At 68.7% G+C, this 17,735-nt stretch carries 20 protein-coding genes and 1 pseudogene; 10 read left to right on the top strand and 11 right to left on the bottom strand.

The features are described 5' to 3' along the window. Positions 1-215 precede the first annotated feature (215 nt). Both ACFYTQ_RS00105 and ACFYTQ_RS00100 read left to right on the top strand, forming a co-directional pair. Positions 216-584, top strand: coding sequence for a hypothetical protein (locus ACFYTQ_RS00105; RefSeq protein WP_387355666.1), 369 nt, complete (start codon positions 216-218; stop codon positions 582-584). A 5-nt stretch (positions 585-589) separates the two neighbouring features. Beyond that, a complete protein-coding gene (locus ACFYTQ_RS00100) occupies positions 590-1,303 on the top strand; it encodes a dienelactone hydrolase family protein (protein ID WP_387355664.1) in 714 nt (237 codons plus the stop codon). Here the strand turns inward: ACFYTQ_RS00100 and ACFYTQ_RS00095 are convergent. After that, complete coding sequence (locus ACFYTQ_RS00095; protein WP_387355663.1) at positions 1,282-2,475, bottom strand: arylsulfotransferase family protein; 1,194 nt, start codon at positions 2,473-2,475, stop codon at positions 1,282-1,284. The genes ACFYTQ_RS00100 and ACFYTQ_RS00095 overlap by 22 nt on opposite strands. A gap of 80 nt (positions 2,476-2,555) precedes the next feature. Here ACFYTQ_RS00095 and ACFYTQ_RS00090 point away from each other — a divergent pair, with 80 nt between their 5' ends. Continuing rightward, positions 2,556-3,164, top strand: a complete 609-nt coding sequence (locus ACFYTQ_RS00090; RefSeq protein WP_387355661.1) for a MerR family transcriptional regulator — start codon at positions 2,556-2,558, stop codon at positions 3,162-3,164. Between the two features lie 4 nt (positions 3,165-3,168). On the opposite strand, the gene ACFYTQ_RS00085 is transcribed toward ACFYTQ_RS00090, so the two are convergent. After that, on the bottom strand, positions 3,169-3,618 hold the full coding sequence (locus tag ACFYTQ_RS00085; protein ID WP_387355659.1) for a nuclear transport factor 2 family protein: 450 nt from the start codon (positions 3,616-3,618) through the stop codon (positions 3,169-3,171). 31 nt (positions 3,619-3,649) lie between these two features. Further along, entirely contained in the window at positions 3,650-4,681 is a 1,032-nt protein-coding gene (gene phoU / locus ACFYTQ_RS00080) for a phosphate signaling complex protein PhoU (RefSeq protein ID WP_387355658.1), read from the bottom strand. A 180-nt stretch (positions 4,682-4,861) separates the two neighbouring features. Between phoU and ACFYTQ_RS00075 the strand changes: the two genes are divergently transcribed. Then, positions 4,862-5,761, top strand: coding sequence for an aromatic prenyltransferase (locus tag ACFYTQ_RS00075; protein ID WP_387355656.1), 900 nt, complete (start codon positions 4,862-4,864; stop codon positions 5,759-5,761). Here the strand turns inward: ACFYTQ_RS00075 and ACFYTQ_RS00070 are convergent, their stop codons facing one another. Continuing rightward, on the bottom strand, positions 5,762-6,472 hold the full coding sequence (locus ACFYTQ_RS00070; protein ID WP_387355655.1) for an alpha/beta fold hydrolase: 711 nt from the start codon (positions 6,470-6,472) through the stop codon (positions 5,762-5,764). It abuts the gene before it with no gap. Between the two features lie 91 nt (positions 6,473-6,563). Here ACFYTQ_RS00070 and ACFYTQ_RS00065 point away from each other — a divergent pair, with 91 nt between their 5' ends. Further along, positions 6,564-7,142: a TetR/AcrR family transcriptional regulator gene (locus ACFYTQ_RS00065; RefSeq protein ID WP_387355654.1), complete on the top strand. Its 579-nt coding sequence runs from the start codon at positions 6,564-6,566 to the stop codon at positions 7,140-7,142. 42 nt (positions 7,143-7,184) lie between these two features. Here the strand turns inward: ACFYTQ_RS00065 and ACFYTQ_RS00060 are convergent, their stop codons facing one another. Both ACFYTQ_RS00060 and ACFYTQ_RS00055 read right to left on the bottom strand, forming a co-directional pair. Then, on the bottom strand, positions 7,185-7,388 hold the full coding sequence (locus ACFYTQ_RS00060) for a hypothetical protein (protein ID WP_387355652.1): 204 nt from the start codon (positions 7,386-7,388) through the stop codon (positions 7,185-7,187). A 130-nt stretch (positions 7,389-7,518) separates the two neighbouring features. Beyond that, positions 7,519-7,941 (bottom strand): MerR family transcriptional regulator, encoded by a 423-nt coding sequence (locus ACFYTQ_RS00055; protein ID WP_387355651.1) that lies wholly within the window; start codon positions 7,939-7,941, stop codon positions 7,519-7,521. A gap of 46 nt (positions 7,942-7,987) precedes the next feature. Between ACFYTQ_RS00055 and ACFYTQ_RS00050 the strand changes: the two genes are divergently transcribed. The 4 genes from ACFYTQ_RS00050 (at position 7,988) to ACFYTQ_RS00035 (ending at position 10,942) form a co-directional block, all read left to right on the top strand. Then, positions 7,988-8,590: a class I SAM-dependent methyltransferase gene (locus ACFYTQ_RS00050; protein WP_387355650.1), complete on the top strand. Its 603-nt coding sequence runs from the start codon at positions 7,988-7,990 to the stop codon at positions 8,588-8,590. 140 nt (positions 8,591-8,730) lie between these two features. Beyond that, positions 8,731-9,102 carry a hypothetical protein gene (locus ACFYTQ_RS00045; protein ID WP_387355649.1) on the top strand — a complete coding sequence of 124 codons (372 nt, stop codon included), beginning with the start codon at positions 8,731-8,733 and terminating at the stop codon, positions 9,100-9,102. An 18-nt stretch (positions 9,103-9,120) separates the two neighbouring features. Then, positions 9,121-10,464 carry an MFS transporter gene (locus tag ACFYTQ_RS00040; protein ID WP_387355648.1) on the top strand — a complete coding sequence of 448 codons (1,344 nt, stop codon included), beginning with the start codon at positions 9,121-9,123 and terminating at the stop codon, positions 10,462-10,464. Positions 10,465-10,474: 10 nt separating this feature from the next. Continuing rightward, positions 10,475-10,942, top strand: coding sequence for a GNAT family N-acetyltransferase (locus tag ACFYTQ_RS00035; protein WP_387355647.1), 468 nt, complete (start codon positions 10,475-10,477; stop codon positions 10,940-10,942). Positions 10,943-11,551: 609 nt separating this feature from the next. Here the strand turns inward: ACFYTQ_RS00035 and ACFYTQ_RS00030 are convergent. The 5 genes and pseudogenes from ACFYTQ_RS00030 to argS (ACFYTQ_RS00010) all read right to left on the bottom strand — a co-directional run. Beyond that, positions 11,552-11,743: pseudogene (locus ACFYTQ_RS00030) on the bottom strand (nucleotidyltransferase domain-containing protein); the annotation flags it as partial. Then, positions 11,740-12,651: a methyltransferase domain-containing protein gene (locus ACFYTQ_RS00025; RefSeq protein WP_387355646.1), complete on the bottom strand. Its 912-nt coding sequence runs from the start codon at positions 12,649-12,651 to the stop codon at positions 11,740-11,742. The gene ACFYTQ_RS00025 and the pseudogene ACFYTQ_RS00030, both read right to left, overlap by 4 nt. Then, on the bottom strand, positions 12,648-14,129 hold the full coding sequence (argS, locus tag ACFYTQ_RS00020; RefSeq protein WP_387355645.1) for an arginine--tRNA ligase: 1,482 nt from the start codon (positions 14,127-14,129) through the stop codon (positions 12,648-12,650). Before argS (ACFYTQ_RS00020) ends, ACFYTQ_RS00025 begins: the two co-directional genes overlap by 4 nt. Further along, positions 14,126-15,289 (bottom strand): aldehyde dehydrogenase family protein, encoded by a 1,164-nt coding sequence (locus tag ACFYTQ_RS00015; RefSeq protein ID WP_387355643.1) that lies wholly within the window; start codon positions 15,287-15,289, stop codon positions 14,126-14,128. The genes argS (ACFYTQ_RS00020) and ACFYTQ_RS00015 overlap by 4 nt, the downstream gene beginning before the upstream one ends. Positions 15,290-15,343: 54 nt before the next feature. Further along, positions 15,344-17,056: an arginine--tRNA ligase gene (gene argS / locus ACFYTQ_RS00010; RefSeq protein WP_387356936.1), complete on the bottom strand. Its 1,713-nt coding sequence runs from the start codon at positions 17,054-17,056 to the stop codon at positions 15,344-15,346. A 178-nt stretch (positions 17,057-17,234) separates the two neighbouring features. On the opposite strand from argS (ACFYTQ_RS00010), the gene ACFYTQ_RS00005 reads away from it, so the two are divergent. Further along, positions 17,235-17,663, top strand: coding sequence for a nucleoside deaminase (locus tag ACFYTQ_RS00005; RefSeq protein ID WP_387355641.1), 429 nt, complete (start codon positions 17,235-17,237; stop codon positions 17,661-17,663). Positions 17,664-17,735 lie beyond the last annotated feature (72 nt).

Raw genomic sequence — 17,735 nt, 5'->3', positions numbered from 1 at the left:
TCCGCACAGTACAACGAATCGGGCAGAGCAGGGCGGCCGGTTCGGATGCGCGCCCACTACAACGAATCGGGCAAACCAGGGCGGCCGGTTGGGATGTGCGCTCACTACAACGAACCGGGCAAACCAGGGCGGCCGGTTCGAATGCGCTCGCGCCACAACGATTCCCGGCACACTGGGACCGTCGGTGTCCGATCGTCACCACCCAGGAGGTCTCCGTGACGAAAAAGCTGTACGCCCGCATGATGAAGGCCGTGTGTCCCGTCGATCCCGAGACCATGGCCACGACGGTGCCGTTCCTGCAACACGAGATCGTGCCGCACGCCATGGCCGATCCGGGGGCGCGGCAGATCTACTTCTTCGTCGACCCGACCGACGGCACGGTCTTCTCGATCACCATCTACGAGACCGAGGAGGATCTCGCGGGGGCGATGCGCGAGGCCGGGAGCGAGTACCGGTTCGCGAGCCTGGCCAAGATCGGCTGCACGGCGGTGGACGCGCGGCGGCTCGAGGTGGTCGCGGGCGCGGTCGCCGCCGACTCCGCCGACGTGGATTTCGCGACAATCGTTCCGCCACAGGAGGTTTGAGCGATATGCCGGAGATCAGCTACCCCGCTCCCAGCGGTTCGGTGCCGGGCTATCTGGCGGTCCCGGACGGTACCGGCCCGTGGCCGGGCGTGGTCGTCGTGCACGACGCGTTCGGCATGACCGACGACATCCGGCGCATCACCGATCGCTTCGCGGGCGCCGGGTATCTCACGCTGACGCCCGCGTTGTTCCGGCGCGGCAACCGAATTCGCTGTGTCGTGGAGACCATGCGCACGCTGTCGGCGAATCAGGGCCCGGCCGTGGACGATCTGCGCGCGGCCGGAACGTATCTCGCCGCCGACGACCGGTGCACCGGGAAGGTCGGCGTGGTCGGCTTCTGCATGGGCGGCGGGTTCTGCCTGCTGCTCGCCCCGACCGGAACGTTCGACGCCGCCGCACCGAACTACGGATTCCTGCCGAAAGACCTTGCGACGCTGCGCCATTCGTGCCCGGTGGTGGCCAGTTACGGCGGCAAGGACCGCGGGCTGCGCGGCGCGGCGGACCGACTGGAAGCGGCCCTCGGGGAGGTGCCCCACGATGTCGAGGAGTACCCGAACGTCGGCCACAGCTTCATGAACGACTGGCGCGCCCCCGCGCCGCTGCGCGTGGTGGAACGCGTTGCGGGACTTCAATATTCGCGACCGGAGGCCGAGGACGCCTGGCGGCGGATCCTGGCCTTCTTCGGCGAGCACCTCGGTCAGGGCCAGGCGTCCAGATAGGCGCGGTAGGTGCCCGAGGGCAGACGGGCGTCGTAGAGCAGGTCGCCGGAGGCGGAGAATTCCGAGATGTGCGCGGCCATCCCCCACCCGACGCAGGTGGCCCCGTTCGGCAGCTCCTGGGCGTTGCCCATGGCGAAGGCGGTCAACCCGGCCGGATGGGTCTGGTCGCGCACCAGAGTGGCTCGGCGCGTGTCGAAGTCGAGGTGGATCCAGCGGACGCTCGACGGGCCGAGTGAGCTGGTCGGCTCCGCGGAGTTGTTGTTGAACAGCCGCAGCGTGGTCGGATCGTCGAATTCGGCGTCGTGCTGGTAGGCGAATTCGACCCCGGGCCCGAGGTCGAAGGTGGAGTGCGCGCCGCCGAGCCGCCAGCGGATGTCGCCGGTGTGGATATCGACGTCGTAGACCGTGGAGGTGTCACGCAGCGAGATCACCAGGTTTCCTTGCGGATCCAGCGCGATCGAGTTCATGTGATACGGATCGGGCACCGACCCCGACTGCGGCTTCGGCACGCGGGTGTCGCTCAGCGGCACGTGATCGAGGGCGCTCCAGCGGAACAGCACGGTCCCGGTGGCCACGTCGACGACGGAGGCGACGGTGTCGAGCACGGTGCCCTGGGCCGGGCCGCCGATCGAGGTCAGGTCGGCGGGCACCTCGCGGTAGGAGGTGATCAGCGCGCGGCCGTCGGGGGTGAGCCGGAACTCGTGCACGTCGGAGGTGTAGCCCTCGCCCGGGGTGACCTTCGCGATGATGTTGTGGTCCTCGTCGGCGATGTAGTCCGCGCCGGAACCGTGACCGACCGCCGTGCTGCCCTGCCACCACGTCAGCACCCGGCGACCCTGATAGGTCTGGGTGCGGAAGTTGCTCACGTCCTCACCCGCGGGCGGTTCGTAGCGCCAGATCACGTGGCCGTCCTTGTCCGCGATGACGTTCGCGGCCCGCAGCCCCGGCAGTGCGGTCGCCGCGTCGGCCAACCCCTTGGGCAGCACCGCGGCGGCGCTGAGGCCCTCGGAGTAGAACACCTTCAGGTCCGGATTGCCGTCGGGTTCGTTGACGTCGACGGTGTAGGTGAGCACGCCCGACGACAGGGTGGGCACGGGTCCGGCCAGCGCCGTCGCGGGAAGGGTCGCGCACAGGCCGACCGCCACGCACAACGGCCGCAGGATCTTTCGCACAGCGAAAAACATAACCAGCCCTTGAACCCGACGCCACGTCAGGTCCTAGCGTGGGAACCGCACACCGAAAGGACGGCACCGTGACCGAACGAGAGTGGCGGATCGGGGAGCTGGCCCGGGAGACGGGCGTGACGGTGCGCGCGCTGCACCACTACGACCGGCTGGGCCTGTTGACCCCGTCGTCGCGGACGCCCGGCGGGCACCGCTGCTACACCGAAGACGACGTGCGGCGGCTGCATCGCATCGTGGCCCTGCGCGACTTCGGCTTCGGGCTCGGCGAGATCGCGGACCTCCTGCGCGCCGACGCCGACCACGATCCCCGCGACCTCATCCGCGAACAGCTGGAGGTGGTCGACGAGCGCATCGCCCGCGCCCTCGTCCTGCGCCGCCGCCTGCTCGGCGTGCTCGGCGGCCTCGACCGCGCGGTCGAACCGTCGATCTCGGAATTCCTGCGACTGACCGAGGAGACCCTCGCCATGACCCAGCCCCTGACCCCGGAGGAGTTCGTCCGCCTCGTGCGCCGCCGCCGCGACTACGCCGCCACGCTGAGCGAGGAGGAGTTCGCGGCCCTGGCGCGGCGGCGCGCGGAGGCGTTCGCGACCATGGATCCCGCTGAGCGCGAACGTCTTTCGGCACGGCGGGCGGCGCTCGTCCCGCCGGGCTTCGAGCTACCGACCGAGGAGAGCTGACGCCTCACACCAGGCCGGTGGCGTCGAAGATCCAGGACATGTCGGCGTTCGCGAAATCGGCCATCCAGGTCGCGGGGGCGTGGTTGGTGAGCGCCCCCATGTCCCAGTAGTCCTTCCAGAGCGTGATCTTGCCGTCCTCGACGCGGTGCACCGACACGAAGCGCAGGACGGCGGATTCGCCGGTGGCCCAATGCCATTCCTCGTGGTGCTCGTACATGACGTCGGCGCCGTTGTCGAGGATCAGGCCGTCGAAGTTCTCGTAGGAGGCCAGCGGGGCCAGGCCGATCTTCAGGCGCTTGACGATGTCGTCGGGGCCGCGGGCGGCGGCGGTCGGGCCCACGGGCATGTCGAGGTAGATGCAGTCCTCGGACAGGTGGGTCCGCACGGCGTCCCAGTCGCGGCGCGACAATGCCCGCCACATCGCGAGGACCGGTCCGGTACATGGTGTGGACATGTGTCCGGACATTACTACGGAGCGAGCCGTCTCAATCCTTTTCCGCCGGTTCGCGGCCGGCCCACCGGTCGGCGGTCTCGCCGGTGGCGACGAAGATCGTGCGGCGGCCGACCTCCACGGCGTTGTCGGCGAACCGCTCGTAGTAGCGGCCGAGCAGCGACAGGTCGACCGCGGCGGTGACGCCGTGGGTCCAGGCCGGGTCGAGGATGGTGGACAGCAGTTCCCGGTGCAGCTGGTCCATGGTGTCGTCCAGTTCGTCGAGTCCGGCCGCGGCGGCGGGATCGCCGGACGCGAGCACGTCCGCGGCGGCGTCGGCGATGCCGACCGCGGCCGCGCCCATGCGCGACAGCAGCGGCCGAATCGATTCGGGCACAACGTGTTCGGGATGACGACGACGGGCGGCGGTGGCGATGTGGGTGGCCAGCGCGGCCATCCGTTGCAGATTGCCGGTGAGCTGGATGGCGGTCACCACCAGCCGCAGCTCGGTGGCGACGGGGGCCTGTAATGCCAGCAGCCGCAACGCCTCCCGTTCGGCCTCGGCCTGCATCTCGTCGACCTCGCGGCCCAGATCGATGGCGGCCTCGGCCTGCTGGACGTCGGCGTTCACCAGCGCGTCGGTCGCGGTTTCGACCAAAGCCCTGTCCCGCGAGCACATTTCGCGCAACAGTTCGCCGAGGCGGCGCAACTCGACGTGGTACTGGATGCGCATACCCGATTCAACACCATCGGGCGCGGGGACCGGATCGGCGTCCGGCGCCACGGGCGTCTGCCACCCCTCCTCGACCGGCCAGCCGCCCGCCCGCAACCGCTCGCGCACCCGCTCGAGATCGGCCTCGCGCGGCAGTTCGTCGGTGAACCGGGTGATCGCCACCCCGGCGTCGACCCGGTCGGGCGGCAGCGAGCCCTGGTCGGCGAGTTCGCGCACGACCTGTTCGATCTCCGCGGCGCTCAACCGGCGGCCGAGCACGGCGAGCAGCGGCAGGTAGTCCTGTTCGGGGACACCCTGCGGATATCCGGCCCGCAGCCACGCCACGATCCGGGTCAGCAGATCAGACCACTCCATCGCTAATCACCCATCACCCCAGAGAGTTCGGCCGGGGATCCGGCCACGGTCACCGTACGGCATCCGCCCGTCGACAGGAGTGCCATAACCCCGGGGCGAAAGTCGAAACAGCCCGAGCGGGCCCCCGCTATCCTGGGCACGGCCTTGCGCCGCGGGCGACTCTGTATCGGGGAAGAGATCATGGATACGTTGACGATCGACACGCGCGACCGACTACGCCGGGATCTGCGGCGCTACGCCGAGGCGGTGGACTGCCGCTACGAACCGGCGATCGTGGAGGCGGCCCTCGACGCGTTCGGGGGCGCGTGGAGCGGGATCGTCGGGGTGCGCACGACCACCCATCCGGTCGGCGTGCGGGAAGTCGATGCGCGCGTGCAGTATCCGGGCACGCCCGCCGAACTGGTCGCGACGCTGCGGCGGTCGGGGCTGGTGTCGTTCTCCGGTCGGCCGCCCGAGGCGCTGCTCGACGAGGTGATCGCGGCCGTGCCCGAGGCGCGCGCGGCCGTGGACGTCGCGCTGGGCGGCGGGGTGCGGAAGGTGTGGCTGTTCTTTCCCGAGGTGCTCGAGGTGGAGCGGACCCTGGCGTTCGCGCACGTGCCCGACTCCGCGCGCGCCCACGTCGGACATCTCACCCGCTACGGCGGCAGGATCGGGATCCTGTCGGTGGACTTCGCGGCCGAGACGGTGAATCTGTACTCGCAGGTGCTCGAGCCCGGAACCATCGGCGCCGCGGGCATGTCCGCGATCACGGCCGAACTGGGTTTCGTCATCCCGACCGAGGCGGAGACCCGCGTGTTCGGCGGCGCCTACAACGTGTACCGCACCTTCGGCTGGGACTCCCCGCACATGCGCCGGATCTGCTTCCCGGTCCGCCGCACCCGCGACACCTTCCCCACCGATCTGCATCCGGTGCTGGCCCGCTTCGTCGCCGAGGCCCCCTTCCCCGGCGACGGGCCGCACGGGTTCACGGCGTATGTCGCCTATGGGCCGAGCGACCGGTATTACAAGGTGCAGGCGGAGTATTCGCATGCCGCGCGGGCCGCGTTCCCGGGCGGGGTGGCGCCCGCGGTGAATCGGTAGTCAGGCGGCCTCGAGCAGGAGTTCGGTGAGTTCGGCGGGCATGGTGATCATGCAGTCGTGGCCGGTGGGCAGTTCGCGCACGCGGGCGGGCGGCTGATCCGGCACCGGGCGGCGCTCGAGACCTGGGGGTGTGATCGTGCAGTGAATATGGGTGCGCGGCAACAGGTTCACGGCCGGGTTGTCCAGGCGGACCGGCTGTTGCAGGCAGCGCACGGACTGGTCCGACATCATGGTGCGCAGCCAGGCGATGTCGTCGGGGTCGGTGACGCCGAAAAGGCCGTGGGGGGCGGGCATTTCGGGCGGCGGGGGCACGCGCCAGCCGCTCTCGGAGGCGAGGGCGAGATCGATCATGGCCTTGGTCACGGGCAGGACGTCGGCGGCGGTCTCGCCGTCCTCGGGGACCATGGCGTCGAGGTAGACGAGGTGGGCGATCCGCTCGGGCAGGCGGTTGGCGACCGCGGAGATCACGAGCCCGGCGTAGCTGTGGCCCACGAGGATCACCTCGGTCAGGTCCTCGGCGGTGAGGAGCCGGGCGATGTCGTCGGTGTGGGTGTCGAGGCCGACCTCGGGAGTGAGCAGATGCCGGGTCGCGCCGTAGCCGGTGAGGGTCGGGGCCAGCACCCGATGTCCGGCGGCGGTGAGGCGCGCGACCACCCGATCCCAGCATTCGCCGGTATGCCACGCGCCGTGGACCAGCAGATATGTCGACATGATGCTCCCTCGTGGGATGATGAATGAAACGGGACGTTGTCCCGCTTCGAAAGATACGGGACAGTGTCCCGTTTAGCAATGGGAGGGTGCGGTGGCCGAGAGCGACACGGCGGCGACGCGGCCCCGGCGGGCCGACGCCCGACGGAACCAGGAGGCGCTGCTCGACGCGGCGGCGGCGGTGTTCGTGCGGTCGGGGGTGGAGGCGCCGATCCGGGATATCGCGGCCGAGGCGGGGGTGGGGACGGCGACGATCTATCGGCACTTCCCGACGCGGGCGGATCTGATCGTGGCGGTGTATCGGCATCAGGTCGAATCGCTGGCGGAGACCGGTCCCGCGCTGCTGGCCGCCGAGCCGAGTCCGTATGCGGCGCTGCGGAATTGGATCGATCTGTTCGTCGATTTCGTGACCACCAAGCAGGGGTTGGCGACGGTGCTGCAATCCGACGATCCCTGTTACGACCCGCTGCACGACTATTTCGTGGCCCGCTTGGTTCCGGTCTGCACCGAATTGCTCACGGCCGCTGCCGATTCCGGTGAGATTCACCGCGGGCAGGACGCGCACGAACTCATGCGCGGCATCGGCGGTCTGTGTGCGGGGGCGGGGCCGAATCATCCCTACGACGCGCGGCGGCTGGTGGAACTGTTGATCGCGGGGCTGCGGCGGCATTGACAACGGCCCGGCCGGTGCGGACACCGACCGGGCCGCCGCCGATCATCCGGCGAGCGCGGCGCTGAAACGTACTGCGTCGCTGTCGAATTCGAGCACGCGGACGCGGATCGTCGCGCCGGTCTCGGCGCTCGCGCCGCGGACCAGGCCCGGCACGCCGGTGCCGGTGCGGACCAGCAGCCCGAACGGCTTGACGAGCTGCACGACGGCGTCGATCTCGTCTCCGGCTCGGATCAGGGCTTCTGCCATGTGGCTCACCCCCTCTCGTTCCTCGAGGTGAGTCGAACGGCGGCACCCGCGCCGCCCCGATTCCCTTCGCCGTGGGGCGCGCGAGCACCGGGCTCCGCCCGGACGTCACGCCGTCATTCTATCGCCCGAATCACCGTGGCGCGGAGAGGAGTTCGGCCACCGGGGTGCCCGCGATGAGCTGGTCGAGTCCGGCGAGCATGGTGGGGCATTCGCGGGCCGGGTGTTCGGCGGGGCATTTCAGGGCGTGCGAGAGGAAGTGCTGGGCCGTTCGCGCCTGAGCGATGACCTCGTCGAGCTCGGCGATCTGGCGATGGATGAGTTCACGCCATTCGGGGCCCGGGGCGTCGAGGACCGCGCCCGCGGTGTCGAGCGGGAGGCCGAGGCTCTGGGCGAGTTTGATGAAGGCCAGGCGGCGGAGTTGTTCGGCGTCGTACATGCGTTTGCCGCCGGCTCGGGCGGCCGGGGTGACCAGGCCGCGCTCGTCGTAGTAGCGCAGCGCCGAGGGGGCCATGCCGAGCGCGGCGGCGGCGCGCCCGATGGGGATGAGGTCCATGTCGGCATTTGACCTCAATCCGGCTTGAACCGGCAAGGTGTGGGTCATGACGATTGCGGTGAATCACCATGCGGGACAGGGTGGGTTCGGCGGGCCGTTGGGTCTCGCGTTCGGGGTGCTCATGCGGGTCGCCGGGCGCCGGCGGGATCGGATGGTGGTCGATCTCGCGGGGGTGGGGCCTGACGATCATGTGGTGGACGTCGGGTGTGGGTCGGGCGGTGCGGCGGGGCTGGCCGCACGACGGGCGGCCGATGTGGTCGGGGTGGATCCGGCGCCGTTGATGCTCCGGTTGGCGCGGCTGTTCGTTCGGAATCCTTCGGTCCGTTGGGTGCCCGGCACGGCCGAGGACCTTCCCCTGCCCGACGCTTCGGCCACGGTCGTGTGGGCGGTGGCGACCGTTCATCACTGGCCGGAGGTTGCCGGGGGGCTGGCCGAGATTCGGCGGGTTCTCGTGACGGGTGGGCGATTGCTGACCGTCGAGCGAGATGTGCCCGCGGGGTCCGAGGGGCCGACCAGGCATGGGTGGACTCGCGAACAGGCCGAGAGTTACGCCGAGTTGTGCCGGGCGGCTGGGTTCGTCGATGTACGGGTCGAGCATGCCGGGGCCGGGCGGTGGACGTCGTGGGCGGTGCATGCCGGTCGGCCTTGAGCGTCGTGCGGTCCGAGTGTCGCGGTCCAGATCGTTCGCGTCACGGAGGCTCGACGAAACCGGGCGCGGCAGGGTCGGCCTCATGGAATGCGACGCCCGGCGCTGGGCGTCGCGCCCGGGGCGGCAGTACCGTGCATCGTGTGAGGCGATCGGCGTGGGAACGGAATACGGGGGCCGGGGCGGTCGCGTTGTGGGCGGCGGCGGTGTGGGGCGCGCTGGCGGCGGTGCTGGTGACGCCCTTCGCGGCGGCGTTGGTGGCGAGCGTGTTTCGGTTCCCGATCCCGTTCGGGGGCTATGCGCGCGGCGGGGGTGAGGCCGTGAACGCCGGGCTGGCGGCGGTGTTCTACCTGGTTGTCGGGGTGGGGCCGGTGCTCGCGGTGCTCGGAGCCGTGGCGGGGGTGGTGGTCACGCGGCAGCGTGGGGGGCGTGCGGTCGGTCGGAGTGTGGCGGCCGGGTGCGGGCTGGCGTTGGTGGCGGCGCTGTTGCTCGCGATGCTGACCGGGTCGTGGTAGGGCGGGTTAGGCTGCGACATGACCGAAACGCACGCTTCCGCCGTGGTGGGACAGGCGACCGGGCGCGGGCAGGTGCTGGCGTGGTCGCTGTGGGACTGGGGTTCCTCGGCGTTCAACGCGGTGATCCTCACGTTCGTGTTCTCGGTGTATCTCACCGAGAAGGTGGGTGACGATGTGCCCGGCGGGATTTCGGCGAGCGCGTGGCTGGGGTGGGCGTTGGGGATCGCCGGGCTGCTGGTCGCGCTGACCGCGCCGGTCAGCGGACAGCGGTTCGACGCCAGCGCGAAACGCAAACGGTCCCTTGGTGTTCTGACCGGGCTGACGGTGCTGGCCATGTTGTTGATGTTCTTCGTGCGGGACGATTATCGCTATCTGTGGGTGGGGTTGGTGCTGCTGGCCTTCGCGTCCACGACGTTCGAGTTGGCGAATGTGCCCTACAACGCGATGCTGCGGCAGGTATCCACGCCCGCGACGGTCGGCCGAGTGTCCGGATTCGGTTGGGCCATGGGCTATTTCGGGGGGATCATTCTGCTGCTGGTCTGCTACTTCGGGTTCATCGTCGGGGACGGGGATCATCGCGGGCTGCTGTCGGTCTCGACCGAGGGCGGGTTGAATATCCGGCTGGTCGCTTTGTTCACCGCGGTGTGGTTCGCGATGTTCGCTGTTCCGGTGCTGCTCGCGGTGCCTGAGCTGCCGCGCACCGATGCCGATCCCGGGGCGGCGTCCGCTGGGTTGTTCGGGTCGTATCGGGTGTTGTGGCGGGATTTGCGGGAGTTGTGGGGGACCGATCGGCGGACGGTGGGGTTCGTGGTCGCCAGTGCGGTGTTTCGGGATGGGTTGGCTGGGGTGTTCACGTTCGGGGCGGTGCTGGCCGTGCGGGTGTATGGCATCGCGGATTCGGATGTGCTGTTGTTCGGGGTGGCGGCGAATGTTGTTGCGGCGCTTGGGGCGATCGTGGCTGGTCGGTTCGATGACAGTGGTGGGCCGAAGCGGGTGATCGTGTTCTCGCTCGTTGCGATGTTGGTTTGTGGTGTGGCGCTGTTGTTCGTGTCCGGGCCGGTTATGTTCTGGGTCTTCGGGCTGATGCTGACGGTGTTCGTGGGGCCTGCGCAGTCGGCTGCTCGGTCGTTTCTGACTCGGTTGGCCCCGCCGGGGCGGGAGGGGCAGCTGTTCGGGCTATACACGACCACGGGGCGGGCGGTGTCGTTCCTCTCGCCCGCGTTGTTCGGGTTTTTTGTGTGGGTGTTCGACGCCGATCGTGCGGGGATCGTGGGGATCTTGGTGGTCTTGGCCGCTGGTCTGGCGGCTCTGCTTCCCATCCGTGCCGAAAACCCCTCGCCCGAACCGAATCCGAGTCACTAAGGTCCCGGCCATGGTGATGGCTCGGCAGGCGGTGGTCGCGGATGTGGCCGAACTGGTGCGGTTGCGGGCGGTGATGCTCGCGGCGCTGCATGATCCGACCGACGGGCCGGTCGACTGGCGCTCGGCCGCGGCCGAGCGGTTGCGCAAGGAGTTGGCCGATCCCGCGGGGAGCATGGTGGCGTTCGTGGTCGATCGGCCGGGTGGGCTGGCGGCGTGTGCGATCGGGGTCGTGGAGGAGCTGCTGCCTTCGCCGCATAATCCCAGCGGCACAAAGGGTTATGTGTTCAATGTGGCGACCGATGCGGCGTGGCGGCGGCGGGGGTATTCACGGGCCTGCATGGTGGCGCTGTTGGAGTGGTTTCGGCGGCGGGAGATTCGGGTTGTGGATTTGCATGCTTCTCGGTTCGGGGAACCTCTTTATGCGGCATTGGGTTTCGTGCCCACTCGTGATCCGTCGATGCGGCTTCAGCTGGGCTGACGACGGCCCCATCACCCCTCCGGTCGTATCGGAGCGTCCGGTCACCCACGCAACCTCAGCGAGGCGACCTTCACCACGAGTGCCGACGGCTGCTTCCGCTTGTCTCGCAGCGGCGCGCCAGCGCTCCACCCACTGATCGAGCGGAGGTGGCTGTCGTGGCGGTCTTAGCCGCTGACGCCAGGCACGATAGTCCCAATCTTGGTGTACGCCTGGAGGAAGAACGCTTCGATCTATCTGGGCTGCGGCGATATTCCATTCGCTCCGCTCCGGAGCCTCGGCTGTGCACACGGGGAGTGGCCCGGTTGCGGCGGCGGCGAGTCGGTTGAATCCAATGTGGCTGTGAACTGTCGCGACACACCGTGCGCGGTATTCGAGGTATTCGTTCCGCCCGGTGAGGCCAATGCCGGTGGCGCACATGCTGACCCAGTAGCGGTACGGATCCTCGGGCGGACAGAGGTGGAGTAGGGGTTCGGACGTCAGGTCGAACGCGGCACCGTTGATGGCGGCGTCGAGGTCGCTGGCGTAGCAGACCTCTGCTGGCCAGTGCAAGTCCGGAGGGCGGCCGAAGATGGCGTGGAAGTGAATGTAGTTACGGGTGAAGGCTTCTCGTCGTCGGACGGCCTCGTCGAGGGGGAGGTCGTCGGGGAGTACGACCAGCAGGTCGATATCGCTGTCAGGGGTGTCGGTGCCAGCGGCGGTGCTGCCAGTGAGGCACGAGAAGACGGGGAGGGCGGCGAATGCGTCCTCGACTGCGGCGGTCGCGGCGGCTAGCAGCACCGGGTTCTGGGTGGAGGAGTTCATCGCAGTTCGTCGGGCAGATGATCGGAGCGGTCGGTGGAGGTGTGGAAGTCGATGAGGTGGACGCCGCTGGGGATCAGGACGCGGCCGTCGCGATGTTGGTGGGACCGGACGAATTTGGTGATCTCATCGATGATGTCAGGCTCGTCGACAAGGGCGGGGTAGCTGTTGAGGTGCCCGATGCGGAACCATTGGAGTGCCGCTTCGCGGTTCGCGGCGACGGCGACTCCGGGGAGGCGGCGGGTGGTGAGTTGGCCTCGGCCCTCTGCTTCCGCGTGTTGGAGGTGGTGCAGCAGGAGGTTCCAGGTGAAGTCGCGGCCGGTGCCGGGGAAGGGGTGGACGCGTTCCCAGAGTCGGGTGACGAGGCGTTGTTCGGCGGTGGTGGCGTCGAAGAACAGCATGACGAGTCGGCCGTCAGGGGCGAGCAGGTCGAGGAGCCGGGTGAGGAGGGTGTGTGCGCGGCGGGTGCCGGTGTCGAGGGTGTGGGTGGTTGTCACGCCGTCGGCAGTGGTGGTTTCGAAGCATTCGAGCAGGGGGTAGCTCATCGACCAGAACGAGCCGATGAGATCGAACCGTCGGCGTTGGTCGGCGAGTTGGTGCACGACGGTTTCGGTGTCGGCGTGCTCGGCATGCGCGTCGGGGAAGTGGACGCGGAACTGGGCGATCATGCCCGCGCTCTTGTCGGTGCCCAGGAGGGTGCGGGCGTAGGGCGCGAGGGCCGTGGTGACGCGGCCAGGGCCGCATCCCAGGTCGAGGACGCGAAGCCGCTTGTGCTGGTGAGGTTCTCGATAGATGTCGCGGAGGTGGTCTCGGATGAGGTCGACGTCTTCGCGGCCCTGGTAGTAGTGCGGGGGCAGCATGTCTTCGTAGACATGGGCGTCGGCGTAGCCGATGTTGAACGGCTCATTCATGACTGTTCGTCTTTCCTTCGGAACGGCCGGTTCGACAGATCGTCGGTGGGTGAGGGCGAGATGCCGAGCAGGGCGGCGAGTCGGGTCCGGGTTCGGTGGGACCATTCGTGCGCTACGTCGGGCAGCGCTCCCGCACGGGTGGCCGCGAGGTGGTGCTGGGACAGCAGTGTGAGATGCCGGGCGGTGCCATGGATGGTACGACGCTCGACGTCGCGGACGAGGACGGCAGGTGTGCCCAGCACGGCGATGAGCAAGCGACGCAACGCCTTACGATCCGGGCGGCCAGAGCTCGGCTCAGCGCGGAGGGCGGTGTGGACGGTCCGGAGCGGGCGCACGGTGTCCAGGTGTGCGATGTCGAGGGGGCGGGTGCGGCGGTGCAAGGCCAGGGCGAGGGCAAGTTCGTGAACGCGGTGGCGCCCACCCTCGCGGACGAGATCGCTGAGGGCGATGAGGCGGTTCTGGCGGGCGGAGAACCGTCGCCCGTCGACGCTGACGTGCCCGAATGCGACGTGTTCGAGAGGGGCATCGGGCAGGGCCTGCCGCAAAGCGGTTTGCAGCAGCGTTTGCTCGGCGCCGATGACGTGAAGCATCGCCGACCAGACGCGTGGGTGGCGATGTCGGGTGTTGGCGATGTCGCGGGCGAAGTACAGCAGGCTGCCGTCGGCGCGCTGGGCGGGCACCAGCCCGCCGGGCAGGCGCACGCAGGTGGTGCCGTTGATACGAACCACGTCGCACCGCTCACTGAGGTGAGCGATGAGGGCTTCGGGTTCGACGGCGAGCTCCGATTCGCGTTCGAAGCGGTCGACTTTCGCGCCGAGCAAGCCCATGTCGGCGACAGCGGCGGCGACCATCGCCTCCACCAGTTGCGGAGCGGGTGCCGCAGGAGGGAGCGGCCGGTGCAGGTCGACCATGTCGGACAGCCAGGGATGCGCGGCACACAGGCGATCCAGGTCGTGGGCGCGGTCGGCGAGCGCCATGTTGGCGAAGGCGTACAGCACGCCGATGACGTCGTCGTATCGACGCCCGGCCGGGACGCGGTCCCACCGGGCAACGGCCGCAGCGCGTTGGAGGATGTGCAGCTGGCGGCCGAGGTCGTTGACGAGGTAGCGGGTCTGCACGTCGGCACCGCCACTGCGAAACAACTCGGCCAGCGTGGACCCGATCACCGTGCCCCGCAAAGAACCCAGATGCAGCGGATGGACAGGATTCACGCTGGTGTGCTCGATGAGCACCCGCTGACCACGCAGGTGCGTGCGCCACGGTTCCCACAACTCCTGTGGCTCGTGTCGCGTCGCCCATTCCAGCAACGCTGTGGTCGGGACGTGAACCCGTTGCGCCACACCGCTTCCTGTGTATTGCACCAGCGTCTCGCCCGCGTGCCAGTAGACCGGCAGATCTGCCCGCAGCGGTAGCTGGCGCAGGTACGGGTTCAGGCTCGGATGGTCGCGGACGAGGGTGTGCACGCGCCGCGGTCTCATAGCGGGTCGCTCAGTGCGTAGGGAACCAGGACCGGCCCGGTGCGCCGCACCCCGGGCCCGCGAACGAGGGTCGTGCGGCGATGCCCGCCGAACGCCGACCAGGCGTCTTCATGCTCGTACAAGCTGCCCCCAACCGCGACATGACAGAAATCCAGCGTCCCGAACACCGGCAACCGGGCCCCGAACACGGTCAGCCCCAACGCATACTCACCCAGGGCGAGCATCTGTCCCAGCTCATTCTCGTCGCGATAGGTGACCAACGGCAGGACCGGACAGTACTTCTCCTGCACCACGATCGGCGCATCCGCGGCGGCCTCAACGATCGCCACCCCGTACACTGAGCCCTCCCGCTCCGGTACCCGCAGCACGGCGCCGTGGCTGGACAGGTCGGAAGCCCACTTTTCGACGAAGCCGGGGACGAGCGGTGGCCCGATCCGAGTTGCCGGATCGGTGTTCGCGCCGATCCGGATCCGGTCGGCGGCGGTGATCAGAGTGGCAGCGAACTCGTCGCGCACAGCGCGGTGCACATAGACGCGTTCGGTGGCCAAACAGTCCTGGCCGTTGTTGAAGATCCTGGTCTCGATCACCGACTCCGCGGCGACGGCGAGATCGGCGGTGTCGGGGACGACGGCGGCACACACACCGGGCCCTTGGCAGATCAACCGAACCCGTTCCGGCAGAATGTGATCCAGCTCGGCGGCGTGGTCGGTACTGCCGCAGTAGACCATGCCGTCAGCGTTGTCGGCAGCGGTCGCGGCGAACCGATGCCACGGCTCGTCGGCCAGTTCCACCGCCAGCCCGGCCTCGGCCGCCAGCTCGATCAGCAACGCGACACAGCGTCGAGAGGCGGTGGCGGGCCGGACGACAACGCGATTGCCCGCCAACGTCGGAGCGAGCGCGAACAGCAGCGTCGAATACAGCGGCAGCGTGGCCGGTGTCGCGGCGAACACGGTCCCGATCCCACGCCGCTGCGCCAGCCAAGCGGCTCGACGGCCGGGATTCAACCCCGCCGTCAGCCATTCCAGCTCCGTGCGGGTGGTGGCCTGGGTTTCCACCTCCCACAGCGCCGCCGCCAGCTCGCCGCGATGAGCCTCGACCGCAACCGCGAGCCGAGCCAGCTGAGCGGACGCGCCGTCCGATAACGGGATCGGAGTGCCCATGCTCGAAAACCGTAGCAGGACAATGCTATCGGCGCAGGCGAATAACCTCCGGGATCAAATGCGCTCGGGTGCAGCGATACCCAGCAGTTCCAGGCCCTTCGCCAACGTGTCACCGGTCAAGGCGCACACCGCGATTCGGTTGCCGCGCACCCTCGGATCGTCGGCTTTCAGCACGGGGCATGCCTCGTAGAAGGAGGTGAAGGTGTGGGCGAGGGTGTACAGGTATCCGGCGAGGCGGTGCGGCTCGAGGCTGTCGGCGACATCGGTGACGGCCTTGCCGAACTCGTCGAGCTGCAACACCAACGCCCGCTCCGCGGGCTCCAACACCAGCGTGGTGTCCACCACGGGGGATGCCTCGGCGGGCGGGACGTTGCGCAGGATCGACCGGATCCGGGCGTGGGCGTATTGCAGGTACACCCCGGTGTTGCCGGTGAAGTTCACCATCCGGTCGACGTCGAAGACGTAGTCCTTGATCCGCGATCCCGACAGGTCCGCGTATTTCACCGATCCGATCCCCGCGGCCTCGACCACCTGATCCAGGGTCTCCTGATCCAGGTCGGGTGCCTTCTCCGCCACGATCTCCTGCGCCCGGTTCACCGCGGAATCCAGCAGCTCCGACAGCGGGATCGTCGACCCCGAGCGGGTTTTGAACGGCTTGCCGTCCGGGCCCAGCACCGTACCGAACGGGACATGCACGGCCTGCACGTCATCGGTCAGCCAGCCCGCGCGCCGCGCGGTGGCGAACACCATCTGGAAATGCTGCGCCTGGCGCGCGTCGACCACGTACAGGATCTTCGTCGCGCCCAGCTTGCGGACCCGATACCGCAGGGTCGCCAAATCGGTTGCGGCGTAACCGTATCCGCCGTCGCTCTTGCGCACGATCAACGGCACCGGCTGACCGTCCGGGCCGGTGAATTCCTCGAAGAACACACACAACGCGCCGTTGCTCTCCACCGCGATCCCCGCGCGGACCAGCTCGTCGGTCACCTCGTCGAGGTACTCGTTGTAGGTGGACTCCCCCGCCGAATCCTCCGGGGTGAGCAGCACCCCCAACCGGTCGTACAAGGCTTGGAACGAAAGCTGTGATTCCGCGACCAGATCCGTCCACACCTGCAACGTGTCCGGGTCGCCCGCCTGCAACGCGACCACCCGCGACCGCGCCCGGTCGGCGAACCCGGCATCGGAATCGAACTTCTCCCGCGCCTGCCGATACAACCGATCCAACGCGACGATCGGAGCGTCCGCGCCGCCAGCGAGATCGCCGTGATGCCACTTCGCGTCCGGATGCTCATCGATGTACTGGATCAGCATCCCGAACTGAGTTCCCCAGTCCCCCAGATGATTTTGACGGATCACCTGCGCCCCGAGGAACGACAACACCCGCGCCAGCGCATCCCCGATGATCGTGGTCCGCAAATGCCCGACGTGCATCTGCTTGGCGATGTTCGGCGACGAATAGTCGATCACCACCCGCTCACCCGCAAGCGGCGTCCCCACCCCCAACCGGTCCGCGGTAGTCCGCACCGCCAACTGCGACCAGATCGACGAATCGGTCACCGTGATATTCACGAACCCCGGCCCCGACAGTTCGGTCGCGGCGATCACCTCGTCGCGCAACTGCTCGGTGATCACACCCGCGACCTCACGCGGTGCCCTCTTGAGCCGTTTGGCAAGCGACAGAGCAACATTCGACTGGAAATCGGCATGCTCGGAACGACGCACCAGCGGATCGGCTCCCGCAACCTCGGCAGGCAACGCGGCATCCATCGCCCGCGATACCGCACCGGCCACCACGCCCGCCAAAGGACGCACCGAACCCCGCACTTCCGTCACTGTCGAACCCTCTCCACCCGCTTACCTGCCCACACGACCTGTATAAGCGTACGCAACCACTTCGCGCCACCGGATTTTGACGCTCCCACCCGAGCCCCGAACAATAAGGCCGGTGCAGCGACGAGCGCCGAACCACCACTACGAGCCCTGGATGCGGCGAGCCATCGAACTCTCCCGCACCCACACCCCTCCCAGCGACGACCCACCCGTCGGCGCCCTCGTCTACGACATCGACGGACACCTCCTCGGCGAGGGCTACCACGACCGACCCGCCACAGGCGACCCCACCGCCTTCGCCGAACTCACCGCACTCCGCCAAGCCAGCCAGACCCTCGGCGGCTGGCGACTCGACGGCTGCACCGTCGTCACCACCCTCGAACCCGGCGTCATGGCCGCAGGCGCACTCGTCCTGGCCCGAATCCAACGCCTCGTCATCGGATCCTGGGATCCCTATCACGGCGCGATCTGCTCGCAATGGGACCTCGTCCGCGACCCACGCCTCAACCACCGACTCGAAGGGGGCTGCTGCACGTTTGGGTGACAGTGGTTAGGCAGCCTGTCGGGCTGCTGGGGACATGATGGTTTCGAATTCGATCGGAGTCAACCGGCCCAG

It is taken from the genome of Nocardia sp. NPDC004068 (assembly GCF_042874315.1).
Taxonomy (GTDB): Bacteria; Actinomycetota; Actinomycetes; order Mycobacteriales; family Mycobacteriaceae; genus Nocardia.
This window is presented reverse-complemented; position numbering and strand designations above follow the sequence as displayed.

Coding starts and splice junctions, on each gene's coding strand:
- ACFYTQ_RS00100 (WP_387355664.1), top strand. CDS start 590: ATGCCGGAGATCAGCTACCCCGCTCCCAGCGGTTCGGTGCCGGGCTAT.
- ACFYTQ_RS00085 (WP_387355659.1), bottom strand. CDS start 3,618: ATGTCCACACCATGTACCGGACCGGTCCTCGCGATGTGGCGGGCATTG.
- phoU (WP_387355658.1), bottom strand. CDS start 4,681: ATGGAGTGGTCTGATCTGCTGACCCGGATCGTGGCGTGGCTGCGGGCC.
- ACFYTQ_RS00075 (WP_387355656.1), top strand. CDS start 4,862: ATGGATACGTTGACGATCGACACGCGCGACCGACTACGCCGGGATCTG.
- ACFYTQ_RS00070 (WP_387355655.1), bottom strand. CDS start 6,472: ATGTCGACATATCTGCTGGTCCACGGCGCGTGGCATACCGGCGAATGC.
- ACFYTQ_RS00060 (WP_387355652.1), bottom strand. CDS start 7,388: ATGGCAGAAGCCCTGATCCGAGCCGGAGACGAGATCGACGCCGTCGTG.
- ACFYTQ_RS00055 (WP_387355651.1), bottom strand. CDS start 7,941: ATGGACCTCATCCCCATCGGGCGCGCCGCCGCCGCGCTCGGCATGGCC.
- ACFYTQ_RS00050 (WP_387355650.1), top strand. CDS start 7,988: ATGACGATTGCGGTGAATCACCATGCGGGACAGGGTGGGTTCGGCGGG.
- ACFYTQ_RS00040 (WP_387355648.1), top strand. CDS start 9,121: ATGACCGAAACGCACGCTTCCGCCGTGGTGGGACAGGCGACCGGGCGC.
- ACFYTQ_RS00035 (WP_387355647.1), top strand. CDS start 10,475: ATGGTGATGGCTCGGCAGGCGGTGGTCGCGGATGTGGCCGAACTGGTG.
- ACFYTQ_RS00025 (WP_387355646.1), bottom strand. CDS start 12,651: ATGAATGAGCCGTTCAACATCGGCTACGCCGACGCCCATGTCTACGAA.
- argS (WP_387355645.1), bottom strand. CDS start 14,129: ATGAGACCGCGGCGCGTGCACACCCTCGTCCGCGACCATCCGAGCCTG.
- ACFYTQ_RS00015 (WP_387355643.1), bottom strand. CDS start 15,289: ATGGGCACTCCGATCCCGTTATCGGACGGCGCGTCCGCTCAGCTGGCT.
- argS (WP_387356936.1), bottom strand. CDS start 17,056: ATGGATGCCGCGTTGCCTGCCGAGGTTGCGGGAGCCGATCCGCTGGTG.